This is a genomic window from Arcicella gelida (assembly GCF_034931025.1).
Classification (GTDB): domain Bacteria; phylum Bacteroidota; class Bacteroidia; order Cytophagales; family Spirosomataceae; genus Arcicella; species Arcicella gelida.
In genome coordinates this window covers 15665-34630 of sequence record NZ_JAYGIL010000043.1, presented here as the reverse complement: position 1 = coordinate 34630, position 18966 = coordinate 15665, and the positions used below count along the sequence as shown (strand labels likewise).

Below are 18966 nucleotides of genomic sequence, written 5' to 3'. Positions count from 1 at the left end.
ATGAAGAAAAATTTCTATCTTTTATGAAGCATAAAAAACAATTTTAAAAAAATGAAAAGAATACTTATCCTCTTATTATTAACTATTTGCGTAGGAATATTTGGCTTCAAAAATATTGAAGAGCATCCAACTTTAGAAATAGGTTCGCCAGCTCCTAATTTCAATTTAAAAGCTACCGATGGTAAAATGTACTCGCTGAATACTTTTGCTAAAGCTAAAGTATTGGTCGTAGTTTTTACTTGCAATCATTGTCCAACGGCACAAGCTTATGAAGAACGCATTAAGAAATTGGTGACAGAGTATAAAACTAAAGGAGTACAAGTAATTGCGATTTCGCCAAACGATCCAGTAAGTGTCCGTTTGGATGAAATGGGTTACACCGATTTAGGCGATAGTTTCAACGACATGAAAGTAAGAGCCAAAGAACACCAATTTAATTTTCCGTATTTATATGACGGTGACACAGAAGAAGCCTCTAAAAAGTTTGGACCAGTTGCTACGCCACATGTTTTCATATTCGACCAAAAAAGAATATTGAGGTATTCAGGTAGAATTGATGATGTAGAAAAACCAACAGGTACTCCTAAAAATCATGATACAAGAAGGGCTATCGAAGAATTATTAGCCGATAAACCAGTGTCAATAAGTAAGACAAAAACGTTTGGTTGTTCGGTAAAGTGGGGAGGAAAACGAGAATTGGCTGCTCAAGAAAAAATAGATTGGGCAAAAGAGCCAGTCAGTTTAGAAACCATTGATGAAGAAGGAATAAAGAGTTTATTGAAAAATGATTCTGGGAAATTACGTTTAATCAATGTTTGGGCTACTTGGTGCGGACCTTGCGTGGCTGAATTACCAGATTTTATGACGATAAATAGGATGTATCGTTTAAGAGATTTTGAATTAGTGACGATTTCGGCAGATAAACCTGATAAAAAAGACAAAGCTTTGGCTACATTAAAAAGATTACAAGCTTCGACCAAAAACTATATTTTTAATTCAGATGATGCTTATAAATTGATAGAATTAATTGACCCAAAGTGGCAAGGAGCTTTACCTTATACACTTTTGGTAGAACCGAATGGAAAAATTGTTTATCAAAAACAAGGAACGATTAATCCGCAAGAAATGAAGAGAATTATTGTAGATAATCCATCTGTTGGAAGAGTTTATTAGCAAGTAAATTTTATATAAATATTAAAATAGCGGCTAAAACAGACTTCGAAGTCTGTTTTAGCCGCTATTTGTTTTGAAAGATTTTCGCAATATGTCATTTTGTTTGCATGATTGGTCAAGGACGATTTCGGGGCTTTCCGACAACTTTGTATCATCATTAAACAACAAAAAACATGAAATCAGAAATCTTAGTTTTAGGCTCAACAGGAAGCATCGGTTATGCTTTTACCGAAAATTTACTTAGCAAAAATATCCCAGTAACCATAATCGTTCGTGATGCAGTGAAAGCGAAAAACCTTTTTCAAAGCTTTAATCACGTAGAAATTATTAAAGGAGATGCACAAGATTTGAATCTTTTGAAACAAGTAGCCGCCGACAAAAAGTATATTTTTCACGGCATCAATTATCCATATAATGAATGGTTTGGGAATATGGACGTGGTGACAAATAAGATTATCGAAGCGGCAAGTTTAAATAAAGCCATGATTGTTTTTCCTGGAAATGTTTATAATTATGGCAATACGCCTTTGATTAAAGAAGATTCTCCAGAAAATCCATGTACACGAAAAGGAGCTTTGCGAGTAGAAATCGAAAAAACCTTGCGAGATGCCGCTAATGCTGGCAAATGTAAAGTACTCAATGTTTGTTTGCCAGATTTTTGGGGACCAAATGTATTGAATTATGGTATCAAACCCATTTTTATAAATGCTTTGAAAGGCGAAGCACTACCATATATGGTTCGTCAAGATATTCCTCATCAATTAGTTTTTACCAAAGATGCGGCTGAAATCATGGTAAGATTGATGCAGAGAGGCATCCAAAAACCTTATGAAAATTATAATTATGGCGGACAAGTACATCCAACGATGAAAGGTTTACTGAACCGAATTTCAAGATTGGCAAATGCACCTGAAAAAGTAAAACTTCATCCAAAATGGTTATTTTCAGTATTGGGAATTTTTATGCCAATGATGAAAGAAGTAAAAGAAATGCTTTATCTTTTTGAAGGAACTGTACTTTTAGATGACACAAAAGTAAGAAGTATTTTTCCTGATTTCAAAGAAACGCCTTTGGATGAAGCCATTACAGAAACTTTGAATTGGTTTAGGGAGAATCAGTTATAAGTTTTGAGCTTTCTTGTACTCATGCCATGACTCCAAGTCATGAGTGTTGAGTGTTTTACAATAAACTTTATAGAAAAAACAAACATGAAAAATATTTTAAAATTAGAAGAATTGGCTGAATTTATATTGGGAATATTGATTTTCAGTCGTTTAGAGTTTGCTTGGTGGTATTTTCCAGCATTGTTATTAACACCAGATTTAGGAATGTTGGGTTACTTAATCAACCCGAAAATAGGAGCGTGGATGTACAATTTGGTGCATCACAAAGCTTTAGGAATTACTATTTTAGCTTATGGTTTTTACGAACAAAATCAAGGAGTTTTATTGTTGGGAACAATCCTTTTTGCTCACTCAGCTTTTGACAGAATGATGGGCTATGGACTAAAGTATGAAGATAGTTTTGAAAATACGCATTTGGGAAAAATTGGGAAGTCAGCGAAATAGAAATTTGCTTTAGGCGATAAGCTGTAGGCTTTAGGCAAACACAATAACACAGCAATATTAAATAAAGGCTTATAACTTACAGCCTAAACCAAATTTTGCATAAATACAAAATCTGAAACCCGAAATCCGACCGCTGAAATCCTATGCTACCATTTTAGGATTTTTACGGTAAACATTTGGCGTGTGTCCAGTCCATTTTTTGAAAGAACGTGAAAAAACACTTGGTTCAGAATAGCCCAACAAATACGCAATATCTGTAGTACTTAAATGTGATTCTTGTAAATGTTTAAGCGCTAAATTTTTGCGAATTTCATCAAGGAGTTGCTGAAAAGTAACTCCTTCTTCTTTCAGTTTCATTTGTAAAGAACGTAAACCTATTCCTAAACTTCTTGAAACATTAAAAAGTGAAGGTTCTTCGCCTTTTAAGCCATCCAAAATTTCTTTTTTCACCTTTTCTTTAAAAGAATTGTCTTGCTTCAAACCTTCCAGAATACTCTGTGCGTGTTTATCAAACAAAGAAAAAAGATTAGAATTAGCGTTGATAATAGGCAAATGAAAGTACTTTTTTTCAAAAACCATTCCTGTGAAATTGCTTTCAAAAACAACTTCTTGCGTTTGAAAAACTCGCTGGTATTCAGACGAATCGGAGTAAGTTGGATAATTAAAATGAACAGATTTTAGCGGTAAATCTCTGCCAATCATTCCTTTCATGGCTGCGTGATAAATAGACAATTCAGACTCAAAAGCATATTCAGGATACAACATTTCATCACTTAGTTGCGTAAGCGTAACATAAACCAAATCGTTTTGAATAAAAACAGTGGTTTTTGAACCATCACAAACAATATCTTGATACTGGCAAAGTTTCTCTAAAGCTTTATCCAAAGTAGGGCAGTGCATCATCACATAAGCCAAAATTCCGACCGCAACCGTATTGATAGATTCTCCAAGATGTAAAGCCAAATGTTTATCGCCCGTCATTTCAACTGCTTCTTTCCAAAGTACTTGTACTTTTTTGATAGGTAAACGAGCATCTGGGTCTTGTAGCATTTCGGTAGTTAAACCAACTTTTTCGCACAAAGTAGTATAGTCTACACCTCTTTGTTGGGCAGCATATAAAATCAGATTAAAAGAGGCAACGGAGAGGGAATTGTTTTTCATGGGTTGGAGGCTTGTTAGCTTTAAGCTATGAGCTTTTTATTTTCCATAACTTTAATAGAAATATTTTATCAAATAATGAAAATAAAAAAGCTCAAAGCTTACTGCTAACAGCTAAATTACTTTATATAACGCCAATCTTCATTTCCTTTTAAGGCAAGTAAAGATTCATAAATCAAGTTAATAACCGCTTGTACATCGTCTTTTGAAACAGTTTCAACAGTCGTGTGCATATATTTCAATGGAAGAGAAATCAAAGCAGAAGCAACGCCTTCAGTAGCATAAGCAAATGAATCGGTATCAGTACCCGTAGAACGAGAAACAGCCTGACGTTGAATTTTGATTTCTTTTGCTTCGGCAACGTCGATGATAAAATCACGTAAATTGTTTTGTACCGCTGGGCCATAACAAATCACAGGGCCAGAACCACATTTCAAATCACCTTGCTCTTTTTTATTGTACATCGGCGACTGAGTATCGTGTGTAACGTCTGTTACAATGGCAACGTCTGGTTTCAAACGTCTTACAATCATTTCAGCACCACGCAACCCGATTTCTTCTTGGACAGCATTTACGACATACAAAGTAAAAGGCAATTGAACATTGTTTTCTTTTAACATTCGGGCTACTTCGGCAATCATAAAACCACCCATGCGATTATCCAAAGCACGACCAACGAAGTAACGATTGTTCAATTCTGTAAGCCCATCTTCAAAAGTAACGACCGTACCTACATGAACGCCCATTTCTTCTACTTCCTTTTTGTTGGCAGCACCCAAATCAATAAAAATATCATTGACAGTCGGAGCTTTGTCTTTCGCCAAATCACGCACGTGAATCGCTGGGTAGCCAAAAACGCCTTTAACAACGCCTTTTTTTGTATGTAAATTACAACGCATCGAAGGAGCAATCACTGCATCAGAGCCACCATTTCTTCTTACGAAAATATAGCCGTTATCGTCGATATAATTGACAAACCAAGAAATTTCGTCGGCATGAGCTTCAATAACTACCTTATAAGGTTGGTTAGGATTAATCACCCCAACGGCAGTTCCGTAAACATCAATAATCGTTTCGTCGATATAAGGTTTGATATAATCCAACCAAATTTGTTGTCCGGGAGCTTCAAAGCCAGTTGGCGAAGCATTGTTGAGGTATTCGTAGAGGAATGTTTTTGCGTTTTCAGTCATAACTTATTCTATAAAAAATTTATCTAAAAATGTTTTTAAATTCTTGAGTGCAGGAGCATTCAGATGCCAGTGGCTTGTATTTGAATAATCTCTTTCTGCTTCTTTTATTTTCTTTTTTTGATTTTTACTTTCACCTAAAAGTGCTTCTAAATAAGCGTAAATCTTAGTTTTGCGAGCTGGGATTGTATAGTTTTTCTCTTTATGTGAACGTAAGCATTCTTCATAACTAGCCCAACAATCAAAAATAGTCTGATGTTCTCGATTGATGATTTGTTCGAGTAAAGTTTCTAAATCTCCGTCATCTTGATTATTGGGAAGTAAAAAATAGCTCTCAATAGTATATTTGGTTTGATATTGGACAAATTTTGAATTTTCTTCGGCAAAGTTATCTGCATCAAAAATGACAATATTGGCTATTTCATTGATTTCATTTTCTTTAAATAGATTTGAAACTTTAGGAATTTTATCTTTACCACCAATAATTAAAATAGCTGGATTAGCACTTTCACTACCAACTTTCCCAATCTCTAAATCTATTTTATAAGTGTGAGCAACAAAATCTTTCAAAAATTTTGCATCAGCAATGCCTTCTACAAAGATTTGAACCTTTTTCATCTTTGCCCTCCTCTCGTATTAGCACCAATACTTAATGCAAATTCAAATTGTTCAAAATCAAAAGTCACAGACTGTACTTCTCCCTTAGCATTTTCTAACAAACTGATATTTCGGGCATCTTTTTGATACTCTTCACCTAATTCCGACAAAGCCTCCACAAAATATCTTTGACATTCTAAACTATGAGTAGTAGCAAAAAGTTGAACATCGTATTGTTTACAAAGCTTTATAACCATTTTCCAAAAATCTTTTAGACGAGAAAAATGAATACCAGTATCTATTTCATCAATCATTATTCGTTTACCTTTTGCCATCAAAATCTCAAGTAAAATACGAGAAAGTTTTATTGTACCATCACCGAATCTTGTTATTGGATAGATACCGTTTTCATCCTCAAGAACAACACCCAACATTTCTGTATCATCAAAGAATTTTTGAGTACGTATTTCCTCTAATTTAGGAATGAAAGTTTTTAAATTGTACTCGAATTCTTTTCTTTTCTTTTTGTCTGTATTAATTTGCTTGTAATAAAAATTTAACAAATCTGAGTCATAATTGTCACTAGTTGCTATAAAAGGAATGTAGTTTTGAATATCTTTGATAGCAATAATAAGCTCATTGTTAGTAATGTTAGATAAAGGATAAAAATTGTTCAATCCATTAATAGAACTAAATCTTAAACCATATTTAAACACTAGTTCCTGAAACCCATCTCTTGGGAAAGTACTTTTTTTTGACAATAATTTATAGTCTTCAGTAGTTAAATCAGCAAAAGGAATTAAATCCCATTTAATTTTTCTTATATCTTGTGATTCCACATACGCAAAAGTGATTTCGAATGGCTTAGTCGTTTTTTTAGGAAAGGCATTCCATAAATTTAAGTTAAGAGAAATACTCAAATTAGGGTCGTCAACAAGAAGTTTTCTAGTAAAAAGACAATGAATTAATCTTACTAAGAATTTTGCTCCATCCTCATCAAACAAAAGCCCCTCCAAAACACTCGTCTTTCCAACATTATTATCGCCCACCAAAAGGTTGAATTGACCAAGGTTTTCCATTTCAAAAGAATCAAATCTTTTGAAGTTTTCAATTTTGAAATATGTTAAATGGTTTTCTCCCATAATTTTGTCATTTTCACAAAAATACAAAACCCCAAAGGTTTTAAAAGCCTTTGGGGTAAGAAAGTTATTTGTTAGCTGTTATCTGTTATTTGTATCTTTTCGTCCAGATAACAGATATACTGATAACTAATCACTTAACTACAAAGGAATATTTCCATGTTTCTTTCTTGGTAAATTCGTTACTTTATTCTCCAACATTTTAAAAGCACGGATTAATTTCTGACGAGTTTCAGATGGCTGAATTACTTCATCAATATATCCACGATGTGCCGCTCTGTATGGATTCGCAAACTTCTCAGTATAATCATCTACTTTTTCTTGGAGTTTCTCAACTGGATTTTCAGCTTCGGAAATTTCTCTTTTAAAGATAATTTCTGCCGCACCTTTTGCACCCATTACGGCAATTTCTGCGGTTGGCCAAGCATAATTCATATCTGCACCAATATGTTTTGAATTCATTACATCGTAAGCTCCGCCGTAGGCTTTACGAGTAATTACTGTAATTCTTGGTACAGTTGCTTCGCAGAAAGCATATAATAATTTTGCTCCGTGTGTAATAATGCCGCCCCACTCTTGATTAGTGCCGGGCATAAAACCGGGAACGTCTTCAAGTACAAGTAAAGGAATATTGAAACAATCACAGAAACGAACAAATCTTGCTGCTTTCTGGCTCGCCTGAATATCCAAAACTCCCGCCATCACCGCTGGTTGATTAGCGACAATACCGATACTTCTGCCTGCCAAACGTGCAAAACCTACTACAATATTTTCTGCGTAATTTTTATGTACTTCAAAGAATGAATCTGTATCAGTAATATGTTCAATTACTTCTTTGATGTCGTAAGGTTGATTGGGGTTTTCTGGAATGATACTATTTAACTCTTTGCGTTCTTCGTTTCCAGCTTCATTAGGTAAAGCAGGAGCTTGGTCTTCGCAGTTTTGTGGAACATAAGAAAGTATTTTCTTGATGTCGTTGATACAAGTAACTTCGTTGGCACAAGAAAAATGCGTAACGCCCGATTTGGTGGAGTGTGTGGAAGCTCCCCCCAATTCTTCAGAAGTAACAACTTCGTGGGTTACGGTTTTTACTACGTTTGGCCCTGTTACAAACATATATGAAGTATTTTCTACCATCAAAATAAAGTCGGTAATGGCTGGCGAATAAACTGCTCCGCCTGCACATGGCCCCATGATAGCTGAAATCTGAGGAATTACACCAGATGCCAAAGTATTTTTATAGAAAATATCTGCATAACCTGCTAAGGAAGTAACGCCTTCTTGAATTCTTGCACCGCCAGAATCATTCAAACCAATAATTGGTGCGCCATTTTTCATAGCTAAATCCATGATTTTACAAATTTTTTCAGCATGACTTTCAGATAATGCTCCACCAAAAACAGTGAAATCTTGGGCGAAAACATACACTAATCGTCCGTTTACGGTTCCATAGCCTGTCACAACACCATCGCCCAAATAATATTCTTTATCTAAACCAAAGTCCTTACAGCGGTGCATGACGAATTTTCCAATTTCTTCAAAACTACCTTCATCCAATAATAAAGTAATTCTTTCACGAGCAGTTAGCTTTCCTTTTTTGTGTTGAACTTCTATGCGTTTTTCTCCACCACCCAATAAAGCTTCTGTATTTTTTTTTGCTAATTCATCAAATTTTGCTTGATTGCCACCTGTATTCATTTGCGATGATTTTGTTCTAAATGGTTCTGTTTGAATTATTATCAAAGATATAATTCAAGAATCAAATACCTGCAAAAATGATATAGTTTCTTGATTTTGTATATTTTTGGCTTTGCTAATTTTATAGTTAAAATATTGAATACTATTTCTCTAAAATTCCTTCTTAATTAAGATAAATAAATGGACAAATTTAGATTGAATTGTACACTTGAATCGTTTTCTACAAAATGTCTTTTATTCAAATTATAGTATGCTCAAATTAAACTAATTTTGGGTTTGAAAGACAAAATCGATTCATTCAGCATGGCTAAAAAATACTATTGGATTTTTTTTACGATATTTTTTCTACAAATCGCAAAGCAAGGGTTTTGTCAAATTGGAGGTAATGGAAGTTTTAGCTTTTTAAATATTCCTAGCAATCCTGTTAATTTAGCTTTGGGTGGCGTTAATGTTTCTCGTTCAGAAAAAGATGTTAACGTATTTTTTCAAAATCCAGCACTTTTAGATAGCAGTTTACATAATTTTTTAGCCGTAAATTATACTCCTTATTTCTCAGGAATTAATTATGCTACTGCAGCTTATGCCAGAAACATCAAAGAAAATATTATTGCTTTGGGTGTTCAATCTATTAACTATGGAAATTTTCAATTGACGGACGCTTCTGGAAATATTCTTGGGCAATTTGCAGCGAATGATGTGGCGATGACTTTGTCGAGTGCTCGTACTCAGGGAAATATCACATTTGGTGGAAGTTTAAAATTTGCATCCTCCGTCATAGAAAGTTATTCATCGGTAGCCTTACTTATGGATTTTGGTGCTATATTTAAGCATCCAACGCAAGCTTTAACGATTGGTTTCACTGTGAAAAACGTAGGAGTAACCCTAAAATCTTATACTCCTTTTGATAAAACCGATTTACCTTTTGATGTACAAGCTGGAATTACTTTTAAACCTAAATACATGCCAGTGCGTTTCTCTTTTACTGCTCATCATTTGTATCAATACGATATTTCATATTTGGATAAAAGTATTATCAAAAAAGATTTGAATGGTAATATTATCGAAAACAAAATAAGTCCTGTTGATAATTTTGCAAGACATTTTGTTATCGGAACAGAGCTTTTACTGAGTAAAAATTTTCATGCCTTAATTGGTTATAATCATTTAAGAAGTGCAGAATTAAGCCAACAAAATATCGGTGGTTTCTCTGGATTTTCTCTTGGTTTTTTGATTCGGACTAAATTATTTAATTTTTCTTATGGGTATTCAGGCTATAATACAGCTGGAAATTTGAATAGTTTTGGTTTAGTTTGTGATTTAAACAGAATAATAAAATAAAAATTTACTGACCTAGCAAAATTGTGTTCACGCAAATTTGTGGAACGTTTAAAAGATGGCAAATTTAGATTCATTAACTCCTAAACAAATTGTCGCTGAACTCGACAAATACATTATTGGGCAGAAAGATGCCAAGAAAAATGTAGCAATTGCACTTCGAAATCGTTGGAGACGAATGAATGCTCCAGAAGAAATGCAAAAAGAAATTACACCAAATAATATCTTAATGATTGGTTCTACTGGTGTTGGGAAAACCGAAATCGCTCGCAGATTGGCTAAATTAGCAGATGCTCCATTTACAAAAGTGGAAGCTTCTAAATTTACAGAAGTGGGTTATGTTGGGCGAGATGTAGAATCAATGGTTAGAGATTTGGTAGAATCGGCAGTTCATTTGGTGCAAACAGCCAAGAAAGAAGAAGTAAAAGATAAGGCTTCTGAAATCGTAGAGGATATTATTGTGGAAGCACTTGTTCCATCTATGGGAAAGACTGGTAAGAAGAAAAAACAAGAAAAGATTGGTTTTGAAAATGAATTGCCAGAATCTGACGAAGAACTCAACCAAAGAACCAGAGAACTTTTTCGTGAAAAACTAAGAAGAGGTGAATTAGAAAACCGTAAGATTGATATTGCCGTTAGAAGTACCAATTCTCCGAACATTGGTGTGATGGGTGGCCCAATAGATGAAATGTCGATGATGAATATTTCTGAAATGATAGGCGGAATGTTACCCAAAAAAGAGAAAAAGCGTAAAATGACGATTGCTGACGCTCGTAAAGTATTGTTAGAAGAAGAGTCTGCAAAACTGATTGACATGGATGAAGTAAAAGAGGAGGCAATCAGAAAAGCAGAAAATTTAGGAATTATTTTTATTGATGAAATTGATAAAATTGCTTCTTCAAGAAGTGGTGGTGGCGGTCCGGATGTTAGCCGTGAAGGAGTACAAAGAGATATGCTTCCGATTGTTGAGGGTTCTACAGTGAATACAAAATATGGTGTGATTAATACTGACCATGTTTTGTTTATCGCAGCAGGTGCTTTCCATGTTTCAAAACCAAGCGATTTAATTCCTGAATTACAAGGACGTTTTCCAATCAGAGTAGAATTACAAAGCTTGAAAGAAGAAGATTTTTATAGAATTCTGAAAGAGCCTAAAAGTGCATTGACAAAACAATATATCTCTTTATTACAGTCAGAAGGAGTAGCGTTAAGTTTTGATGATGAAGCTTTGGCAGAAATTGCTCGTATTGCTTTTGCAGTTAATTCAGAAGTAGAAAATATTGGAGCAAGGCGTTTACAAACAGTAATGTCACATTTATTGAATGATATTATGTTTGATATTCCTGATGTGATTACGCCAAATGAAAAAATAGTCATTGGAAAAGAATTAGTTGTTGAGCGTTTGGGTGGAATGGTTAAGAACAGAGATTTGAGCCAATACATTTTATAAAATAGCATGAACAGAAATTAAAAAGAGCTTCTCGAAAATTTTCGAGAAGCTCTTTTTAATTTCAAACATTTAGAAAAATCAGGGCTAATTACTTACCTCTTTCGTTGTAGATACTTTGTAATTTGATAGCTACAATTGTTGAAGCACCCATTAGAACGATAAAGAAAGCCCAAGTTAATACTGTTCCAGACATTTTTATATGATTTTGAAGGTTCAATTATTCTATTTAATCTTACTACAAAGGTAAGTAAGAATTGTTAAAAATGGATTAATAGGAATTAATTCTTTGGTTAATTTCCTATACAAAATAAAATTTTATGATTTATAAAACACCTTTTGTAGAAGGAAGAATATCTAAATCTTTGATTTCTCTTTTCGTTGCCATTTTGATGGCTTTTGCAAAAGCTTTAAAAATCGCTTCGATTTTATGGTGTTCGTTGTCGGCTTCTGCCTTAATATTTAGATTACATTTTGCAGTATCAGTAAACGATTTGAAGAAATGGAAGAACATTTCGGTTGGCATTTCTCCAATTTTCTCACGAGAGAATTTTGCATCCCAAACCATCCAATTTCTACCAGAGAAATCAATCGCTGCATGAACCAAGGCTTCGTCCATTGGCAATAAATAAAAACCATAACGAGTAATTCCTTTTTTATCACCCAAAGCTTTTAAATATGCTTCGCCCAAAGCTAAAGCAGTGTCTTCAATCGTATGATGTTCGTCGATATGCAAATCTCCGTTTACTTTGATGGTCAAATCTGCACCAGAATGTTTTGCCAATTGGTCTAACATGTGGTCGAAAAAGCCCAAACCAGTATCAATATTTGATTTTCCTTTTCCATCTAAATTCACAGTTACCCAAATTTGCGTTTCTTTGGTAATGCGTTCTATACTTCCGATGCGTTCTGGTAAACGAAGGAATTGATAAATTTCATCCCAATCTTTTGAATCCAAAGCAATGGCATCTGTTAGTTTTTGGTCTTCAGGTTTATTATCACCCAAATAAATTGCTTTTGCACCTAAATTGATGGCTAATTGAACGTCGGTAAGTCTATCGCCCAATACAAAGGAGTTTTTTAAATCATAAACTGAAGCATCGAAATATTTTTCCAACATTCCTGTTCTTGGCTTACGAGTAGGAGCATTTTCATGTTCGAAAGTACGGTCGATGTGTACTTCGGCAAAATGAATATTTTCATTCGTCAAAGTTTCCATCATTTTGTTGTGTGCTGGCCAAAAAGTGTTTTCAGGAAAAGAGTCTGTTCCTAATCCGTCCTGATTCGTCACCATCACTAATTCAAAGTCTGATTCTTCTGCTATTTTACGAAGATTTGAAATCGCTTTTGGAAGGAATGCCAATTTTTCAAGTGAATCTACTTGGAAATCTATCGGAGGTTCAGCGATAATAGTACCATCACGGTCAATAAACAATATTTTTTTCATGGAATATAACATGATTATAAAATCATGAATTTGAAATGGGAACTACAAAATTAGTACTACATTCCTAGAGTTTTATCACTTTTATCAAATTTGCTTGATGTTTATTCTTTTGAATGTCTAATTTTTAAGTAAAAATTCCGTTTAAACTACAAAATGAGGAATTTGCTCAAAAGATAAATAGATGAAAGTTGAGTACAAATTCTCAGCGAAGATTTGTTCTTGTAAATATTTTGAGTGTTTTTTGAGAATTAGGTTGTAATTTTGACTTAACATTAAAAGATTTTAAAAACAAAGAGTATGAATTTATTTGGAGAACTTAGAGAGCTGCTAGCAGGAGATATTTCATTCAAAATAGCCAATATTACAGGAGAAAAAGAAGAGAAAGTGAAAGTGGCAATTGATGGACTAATTCCTACTTTGATTGGAGGTTTGATGAAGAGAGTCTCTAACGAAGCAGGTGCAACAACCTTAATGAATGTTATTCAAAGAGGTAAACATGATGGCAGTATTAATGAAAAACTACAAGATTATTTAAGAGATAAAGAAAGTTTCACACCACTTTTTGAGCAAGGAAGTTCTTTGGTCAGTCAGGTTTTGCCAGACAAAAAAAGCTCTATTGCAACCTTGATTTCACAATTTGCAAGTATTCGAAATTCTTCTGCAACGTCAATAATGGCAGTAGTTGCTCCAGTTGTAGTGGGTAAATTAGGCAAATTGGTAATAAGCCAAGGTTTGGATAAAATTCACTTAGCCAATTATTTACTTGACCAAAAAGTACATTTGATTGATGAAACACCAGACGCACTTCAGCCAAAAATGATTGATACGCTTGGCATTGCGATTTTCATGAGTCAAGAAATTAAGCCAATTCAGTTTGCACCAGCAGCACCTATAAAATCTGTTGCAGTCAATAATACTGTAGCAACAAAGCCTGAGAAAGAGTCGAAGATGACTTACTCGACTAAAAACTACGAAAGCGAATCAAGTGGTGGTTTGGGAGGTATTCCAAAATGGTTTTTGCCTTCAGTATTAATTGTAGCAGTTATTGCAGGTTTAGGATATTTTGCTTTTACTTATGATTGGAAAAGTTTAAGTACTTCATCCGACAGTATGGTAGATTCATCTGAAATGGAAGAAGTAACAGGAGCTATTATTGATACTAATAGTTTAGCAAAAGATTCTTCAACTGCTAAAGTGGATACAACAGCTTTAAAAGCGGAAGAAAAAACAATCGCCGTAAATTTACCAAACGGACAAAAAATTGATTTAACCAATGGTTCTTTTACGTATAATTTTGCAAGATATTTGGCAGATTCTGCTGCTACAGTAAATCGAGTTTTTACTTTTGATAACATAGGTTTTGAAGGAAATACTGGTGCATTAACAGCAGGTTCTGATAAAACAGTGATTGATTTAGCAAAAATCATGTCGGCTTATCCAAAATCACAAATTAAGCTGACAGCCTATATTGATAACATGGGCGATTCACTTCAAAGTAAACGATTGGGTTCAAGACGTGCAGCAGCTATTAGAAATATATTAATTGGGAATGGTATTAATGCCATTAGAATAGATTTTGCGGGTATTGTTTTAAGAAATGCAAGTAATAAAGGAGTAGAGCTAAAAGTAGTTAAGAAATAAAAACCAAAGAGGCTAATGTTTAAAACGTTAGCCTCTTTGGTTTTAACGATAAGACAAACGATTTGCTTTCCAATTACTACTTTCTACAGTCGTTGAATTAGTAATGTTGTTAATAGTTTTTTTGTTAGTCATCAAGAAATTTGCTAAAGCAGCTGCTAACATTTCTTCTTCAGCATCAGGTAATTCGTCTAATAATTCTGGAGAATAATACAAACTTATAAATCTTGTATCAAAATTTCCAGATAAAAAGGCTTGGTGTTGCATTACAAATTTACAAAATGGCAAAGTTGTTTGAATCCCCGAAATTTTGAACTCATCAATTGCTCTAATCATTTTGGCAATTGCTTCTTCTCTATTTTTGCCATAAGTAATCAATTTTGCAATCATTGGGTCATAGAAAATTGGAATGGTCATTCCTTGTTCAAAACCATCATCTACTCTTACCCCATTTCCTTCTGGTCTAATATAAGTATTTAGCGTGCCAACATCTGGTAGAAAATTATTTCTTGAATCTTCAGCACATACTCTTATTTCTATTGCATGCCCTTGAATATGAATATCTTCTTGTTTAAAAGAGATACTTTCTCCTTCAGCAATTCGAATCATTTCTTTTACTAAGTCGATGCCTGTGATAAGTTCAGTAACAGGATGTTCAACTTGTAAGCGAGTATTCATTTCTAAGAAATAAAAATCTAGTCGCTCATCTACGATAAACTCTACAGTTCCTGCTCCATAATAATTACAAGCTTTTGCTACATCAACAGCACAACGCCCCATTGCTTCACGAATCTCAGGTGTTAAAACTGCTGATGGAGCTTCTTCAACTACTTTTTGATGACGACGTTGAATAGAACATTCTCTTTCAAATAAGTGTACTACGTTTCCATGTTGGTCGCCTAATACTTGTATTTCGATGTGTTTTGGTGCAGTAATATATTTTTCAATAAAAACAGCACCATTGCCGAAAGAAGTAATAGCTTCAGAAACAGCCCTGTCCATTTGTTCATCAAAATCTTCTTCTTTTTCCACGACACGCATCCCTTTTCCACCACCACCCGCAGAGGCTTTAATCAATACTGGATAACCAATTTCTAGAGATTTTTCTTTAGCGATAGCTCTGTCGGTCACGGCATCAGGCGTGCCGGGAACCATAGGAATATTATATTTTGCTACTGTGTGTTTGGACGTTAATTTGTCGCCCATCAATTCAATACTTTCAGGTGAAGGTCCGATGAAAATTAACCCTGCTTCAATTACTTTTCTACAGAAATTGGCATTTTCAGAAAGAAAACCATAACCTGGATGAATGGCATCAACATTCAATTTTTTGCAAATCTCTATTATTTTATCGCCTAAAAGGTAAGATTGATGAGAAGGCGGAGCCCCAATACAAACAGCTTCATCTGCAAAACGGACATGAGGAGAATTTCTATCAGCCTCTGAGAAAATAGCGACGGTTTGAATATTTAACTCTCTGGCAGTACGCATAATTCGCAAGGCTATTTCTCCACGATTGGCGATAAGAATTTTATTGATTTTTGGCATATAATATCCTAAGCTGTTTTATGAATTAGTTTAAACAAAGGTAAACTACATTATTAAATGTATAGATTTTTTTTAATTTTTTCTGGTAAATATGATATATTTATTGAAAAGTATTATCGTCTAATAATTTGTGAATTATTACTTGTATTGTGATAATTATAATTATTGAAAATAATGCTAATTTTTTTGCGTATTTACGGTACTATTTTTTAAAATTTTGTTTTTGGTATAAATTTTGCTTACAAATTTGTGAGGAAATGAATAAGCTTATTTTTTTGTCAATTTCTTTAATTTTGTGATTAATATATTTTTTGTACTTTTTTGATAATATACTTATTTTCAAGTCACAAAATAGATGAGTGGTTTTATTGTTATTTAAGTGCAGATTTAAATATGCGATGAATTTTATAATATCTTTTTGTATCTATTTTTCATCCAAATGCCTTAAAATCGCTACTTTATCATAAACTAATTTTTGTCAGTTTGTGAACTTCTAAGGAAAATTAGATTATTTTTGCAGTAAATATGTTTCTAAAACTATTCAAGCTTTAAAGTGATTTTACCAAGAAATTAAACAAGGTAAAACCATTCAAAAAGTTAACATACATTAATCATTAATTACTAAACATAACAACAACACTTAAACGAATGCTCTACAAAGTCTAGGGCAAAATCAAAATGAGAACAAAATTTTTATCAATTGTACTTGGGTTATCAGTTCTTGCTTCATCTTGTACATCTGAATTAATTGTTGATGAATCAAAAACGAATGACATTAATAGCCTTGTCGTTCCAGCTGGTTTTGATTGGAAAACATCAAGAGATGTAAATTTCAACATTTCAATAAGCGATATTCGCTTCAAAAATTCACTTCATGTTGTATCTGTTTATGGTGCTGATCCATCTACAGGTGCAGTTGCTCTTTCAAAAGGGGCGGCATCACCTTCTTCACCATTTTTAACAAAAATTTCAATTCCTTCATCTGTCAAGGAAATTTATTTTGTTAAAACAGCTCCAGATGGAACTAAAATAACACAAAAAGTAGCACTTACTGCTGCTTCTAGCCTAGCTGTATCATTAGGAACAGTTTCTTCTGGAAGATTTGGTGTTTCTTCAGATTCAGAGAAGTATGTAACCGCAGCTTCTTCTGAAACCAGTCCTGATTGTAATACTGGTTGTGATATTTCAGTAAGTAGTGGAACAACAATTGACCTTAATAGTAGCACAGGTTCAAAAACATATTGTTTAACGGGGAGTGATTATACTGTAAACTTCAATGCAAATACATTAAATGGTGGTACTATTCGTATTTGTGGTACTAATATTACACTCAATAATTTGAACTTTAATTCTGGTGCTAAATACACCGTAATTATTACTTCAAAAGGTTCTGCTAATTTCAGTAATGTAAACTGGAATTCAGCAGATGTAACTGTGAAAAACTTTGGTACTTTAAATTCTTCGGGTAATCTTATTGTTGGAGGTACTTTTTACAACTACGGCGTTGTAAATGCTAACTCTGAATTACAATCTCGTTCAGGTTCAAACATCATAAACGAAGGGAATATTATTGTTAAAGGTTCTTCTCCTTTAGACGGTGCAATGACTAACAATGCTGAAATAACATTTAACGGAGAAGTTAGATTAAATTCTTCAGGTCAAACTGTAACAAACAATGGAAAAATGACAGCAGTTGGTAATTTCATTATCAATAGCTCAACAACATTGACAAACAATAGCTACATGACTGCTAATAGTATGCAAGTAAATAGTTCTGGTATTTTGAATAATAAATGTCAATTACTTATCAAGACTGATTTAGGTGTTGATAAAACGATTAATAACGATGGTTACATTTCTGTAGGGGGAAATACTCGCATCAATGGATCAGGTGTAGTTAATTTATTCAATGGTGCATTATTTGTGACAAATTCATTGAATACTTATGACGGTAAAATTACTGGTACTGGTGCTAATTATTCTTTATTTAAAGTATTGACAGCAGCATCTAACACTATCAATAACGGTGGTGGACAAAAACTTACTGGTACTGTACAGTTTTCTGAACCAAGCGATATTTTAAAATCAAGCTTTTTGGATGGAACCGCACAAAAAACAAAAGATGGCGGTATTTACATTGCTAAAACTGCATGTAGTGAAGGAAATGGTACAGCACCAGTAGCAAGCAATGATTCAGATAAAGATGGAGTAATAGATAGTGAAGATGCTTATCCAAATGATGGTACAAAAGCATTTAACAATTACACGGTAGCTTCTACGGTTGCTTTTGAAGATCAGTGGCCATCAGTTGGAGACTATGATTTGAATGATATTGTCCTTTCATTTACTTACAAGATTGTTACAAGTGCTACTAATCAAGTAGTTCAAGTTAATGCAGATTACTCTCTTAAAGCTACTGGAGGTTCATATAACAATGGAGCTGGGATTCAATTTAACATTCCAAGTGGAAATGCTAAAAACTTCACAGGCAATGTAAGTATCGGAGCAGGATTAGAGGCAGGTCAAGACAGTGTTGTTGTGCTTTTATTTACAAATGCAAGAAGCGAACAATCTGCATGGAATACTCGTCCTGGAGAATCTGTTGTTGCGGATAAAAATTATAGTTTTTCTTTTGACGTAGTTAATGGTCCGTCTATTGGTACATTTGGTCTAAGTGCTTACAACCCTTTCATATATAATAATACTTCTGGATTTGGCAGGGGGTATGAAACCCATTTATTTGGTAAACAACCTACAAAATTGGTGAATAAAGGCTTGTTTGGTACGAAGGATGACGCATCAAATACAAAATCATATTACTCAACAACTAAGAATCTTCCTTGGGCTATTCTTGTGACAACTGCTAATTTTAAATATCCGAAAGAGGAGGTTAATATTACTCAGACATATTTGAAATTTGCTGACTGGGCTACATCAGGAGGTAAATCAAGTGTAGATTGGTACTCAAATACTTCGGAAGGATATAGAAACACAGCTAACGTTTTCAATCCATAATTGATATTTAATGATT

At 33.8% G+C, this 18966-nt stretch carries 14 protein-coding genes; 7 read left to right on the top strand and 7 right to left on the bottom strand.

All coding sequences use genetic code 11. The features are described from left to right. The first annotated feature begins 51 nt into the window (after window positions 1–51). The 3 genes from VB776_RS22720 to VB776_RS22710 all read left to right on the top strand — a co-directional run bounded on the left by VB776_RS22720 (window position 52) and on the right by VB776_RS22710 (window position 2741). Window positions 52–1173, top strand: a complete 1122-nt coding sequence (locus tag VB776_RS22720; RefSeq protein ID WP_323699163.1) for a redoxin domain-containing protein — start codon at window positions 52–54, stop codon at window positions 1171–1173. 173 nt (window positions 1174–1346) lie between these two features. Further along, window positions 1347–2297, top strand: a complete 951-nt coding sequence (locus tag VB776_RS22715; RefSeq protein ID WP_323699162.1) for an NAD-dependent epimerase/dehydratase family protein — start codon at window positions 1347–1349, stop codon at window positions 2295–2297. Between the two features lie 84 nt (window positions 2298–2381). After that, the gene (locus tag VB776_RS22710; RefSeq protein WP_323699161.1) at window positions 2382–2741 is read left to right on the top strand and encodes a DUF4260 domain-containing protein; all 360 of its coding nucleotides are present in this window, start codon (window positions 2382–2384) and stop codon (window positions 2739–2741) included. A gap of 141 nt (window positions 2742–2882) precedes the next feature. On the opposite strand, the gene VB776_RS22705 is transcribed toward VB776_RS22710, so the two are convergent. The 5 genes from VB776_RS22705 to VB776_RS22685 all read right to left on the bottom strand — a co-directional run bounded on the left by VB776_RS22705 (window position 2883) and on the right by VB776_RS22685 (window position 8520). Then, window positions 2883–3902, bottom strand: coding sequence for an AraC family transcriptional regulator (locus tag VB776_RS22705; protein WP_323699160.1), 1020 nt, complete (start codon window positions 3900–3902; stop codon window positions 2883–2885). A gap of 116 nt (window positions 3903–4018) precedes the next feature. After that, window positions 4019–5089 (bottom strand): M42 family metallopeptidase, encoded by a 1071-nt coding sequence (locus VB776_RS22700; RefSeq protein ID WP_323699159.1) that lies wholly within the window; start codon window positions 5087–5089, stop codon window positions 4019–4021. A 3-nt stretch (window positions 5090–5092) separates the two neighbouring features. Then, a complete protein-coding gene (locus tag VB776_RS22695) occupies window positions 5093–5704 on the bottom strand; it encodes a DUF3226 domain-containing protein (RefSeq protein WP_323699158.1) in 612 nt (203 codons plus the stop codon). After that, window positions 5701–6825, bottom strand: coding sequence for an AAA family ATPase (locus VB776_RS22690; RefSeq protein WP_323699157.1), 1125 nt, complete (start codon window positions 6823–6825; stop codon window positions 5701–5703). The genes VB776_RS22695 and VB776_RS22690 overlap by 4 nt, the downstream gene beginning before the upstream one ends. A 138-nt stretch (window positions 6826–6963) precedes the next feature. Beyond that, window positions 6964–8520 (bottom strand): acyl-CoA carboxylase subunit beta, encoded by a 1557-nt coding sequence (locus tag VB776_RS22685; RefSeq protein WP_323699156.1) that lies wholly within the window; start codon window positions 8518–8520, stop codon window positions 6964–6966. 276 nt (window positions 8521–8796) lie between these two features. Here VB776_RS22685 and porQ point away from each other — a divergent pair, with 276 nt between their 5' ends. After that, window positions 8797–9858, top strand: coding sequence for a type IX secretion system protein PorQ (gene porQ, locus VB776_RS22680; protein WP_323699155.1), 1062 nt, complete (start codon window positions 8797–8799; stop codon window positions 9856–9858). 55 nt (window positions 9859–9913) lie between these two features. Beyond that, a complete protein-coding gene (gene hslU / locus VB776_RS22675) occupies window positions 9914–11305 on the top strand; it encodes an ATP-dependent protease ATPase subunit HslU (protein ID WP_323699154.1) in 1392 nt (463 codons plus the stop codon). A gap of 322 nt (window positions 11306–11627) precedes the next feature. Here hslU and hisB read toward each other — a convergent pair whose 3' ends face one another. Continuing rightward, window positions 11628–12749, bottom strand: a complete 1122-nt coding sequence (gene hisB / locus VB776_RS22670; RefSeq protein ID WP_323699153.1) for a bifunctional histidinol-phosphatase/imidazoleglycerol-phosphate dehydratase HisB — start codon at window positions 12747–12749, stop codon at window positions 11628–11630. A gap of 297 nt (window positions 12750–13046) precedes the next feature. Between hisB and VB776_RS22665 the strand changes: the two genes are divergently transcribed. Continuing rightward, window positions 13047–14390: a DUF937 domain-containing protein gene (locus VB776_RS22665; protein ID WP_323699152.1), complete on the top strand. Its 1344-nt coding sequence runs from the start codon at window positions 13047–13049 to the stop codon at window positions 14388–14390. Between the two features lie 42 nt (window positions 14391–14432). Here VB776_RS22665 and VB776_RS22660 read toward each other — a convergent pair whose 3' ends face one another. Continuing rightward, a complete protein-coding gene (locus VB776_RS22660) occupies window positions 14433–15935 on the bottom strand; it encodes an acetyl-CoA carboxylase biotin carboxylase subunit (protein WP_323699151.1) in 1503 nt (500 codons plus the stop codon). 678 nt (window positions 15936–16613) lie between these two features. On the opposite strand from VB776_RS22660, the gene VB776_RS22655 reads away from it, so the two are divergent. Further along, the gene (locus tag VB776_RS22655; RefSeq protein ID WP_323699150.1) at window positions 16614–18950 is read left to right on the top strand and encodes an LruC domain-containing protein; all 2337 of its coding nucleotides are present in this window, start codon (window positions 16614–16616) and stop codon (window positions 18948–18950) included. Window positions 18951–18966: the final 16 nt, after the last annotated feature.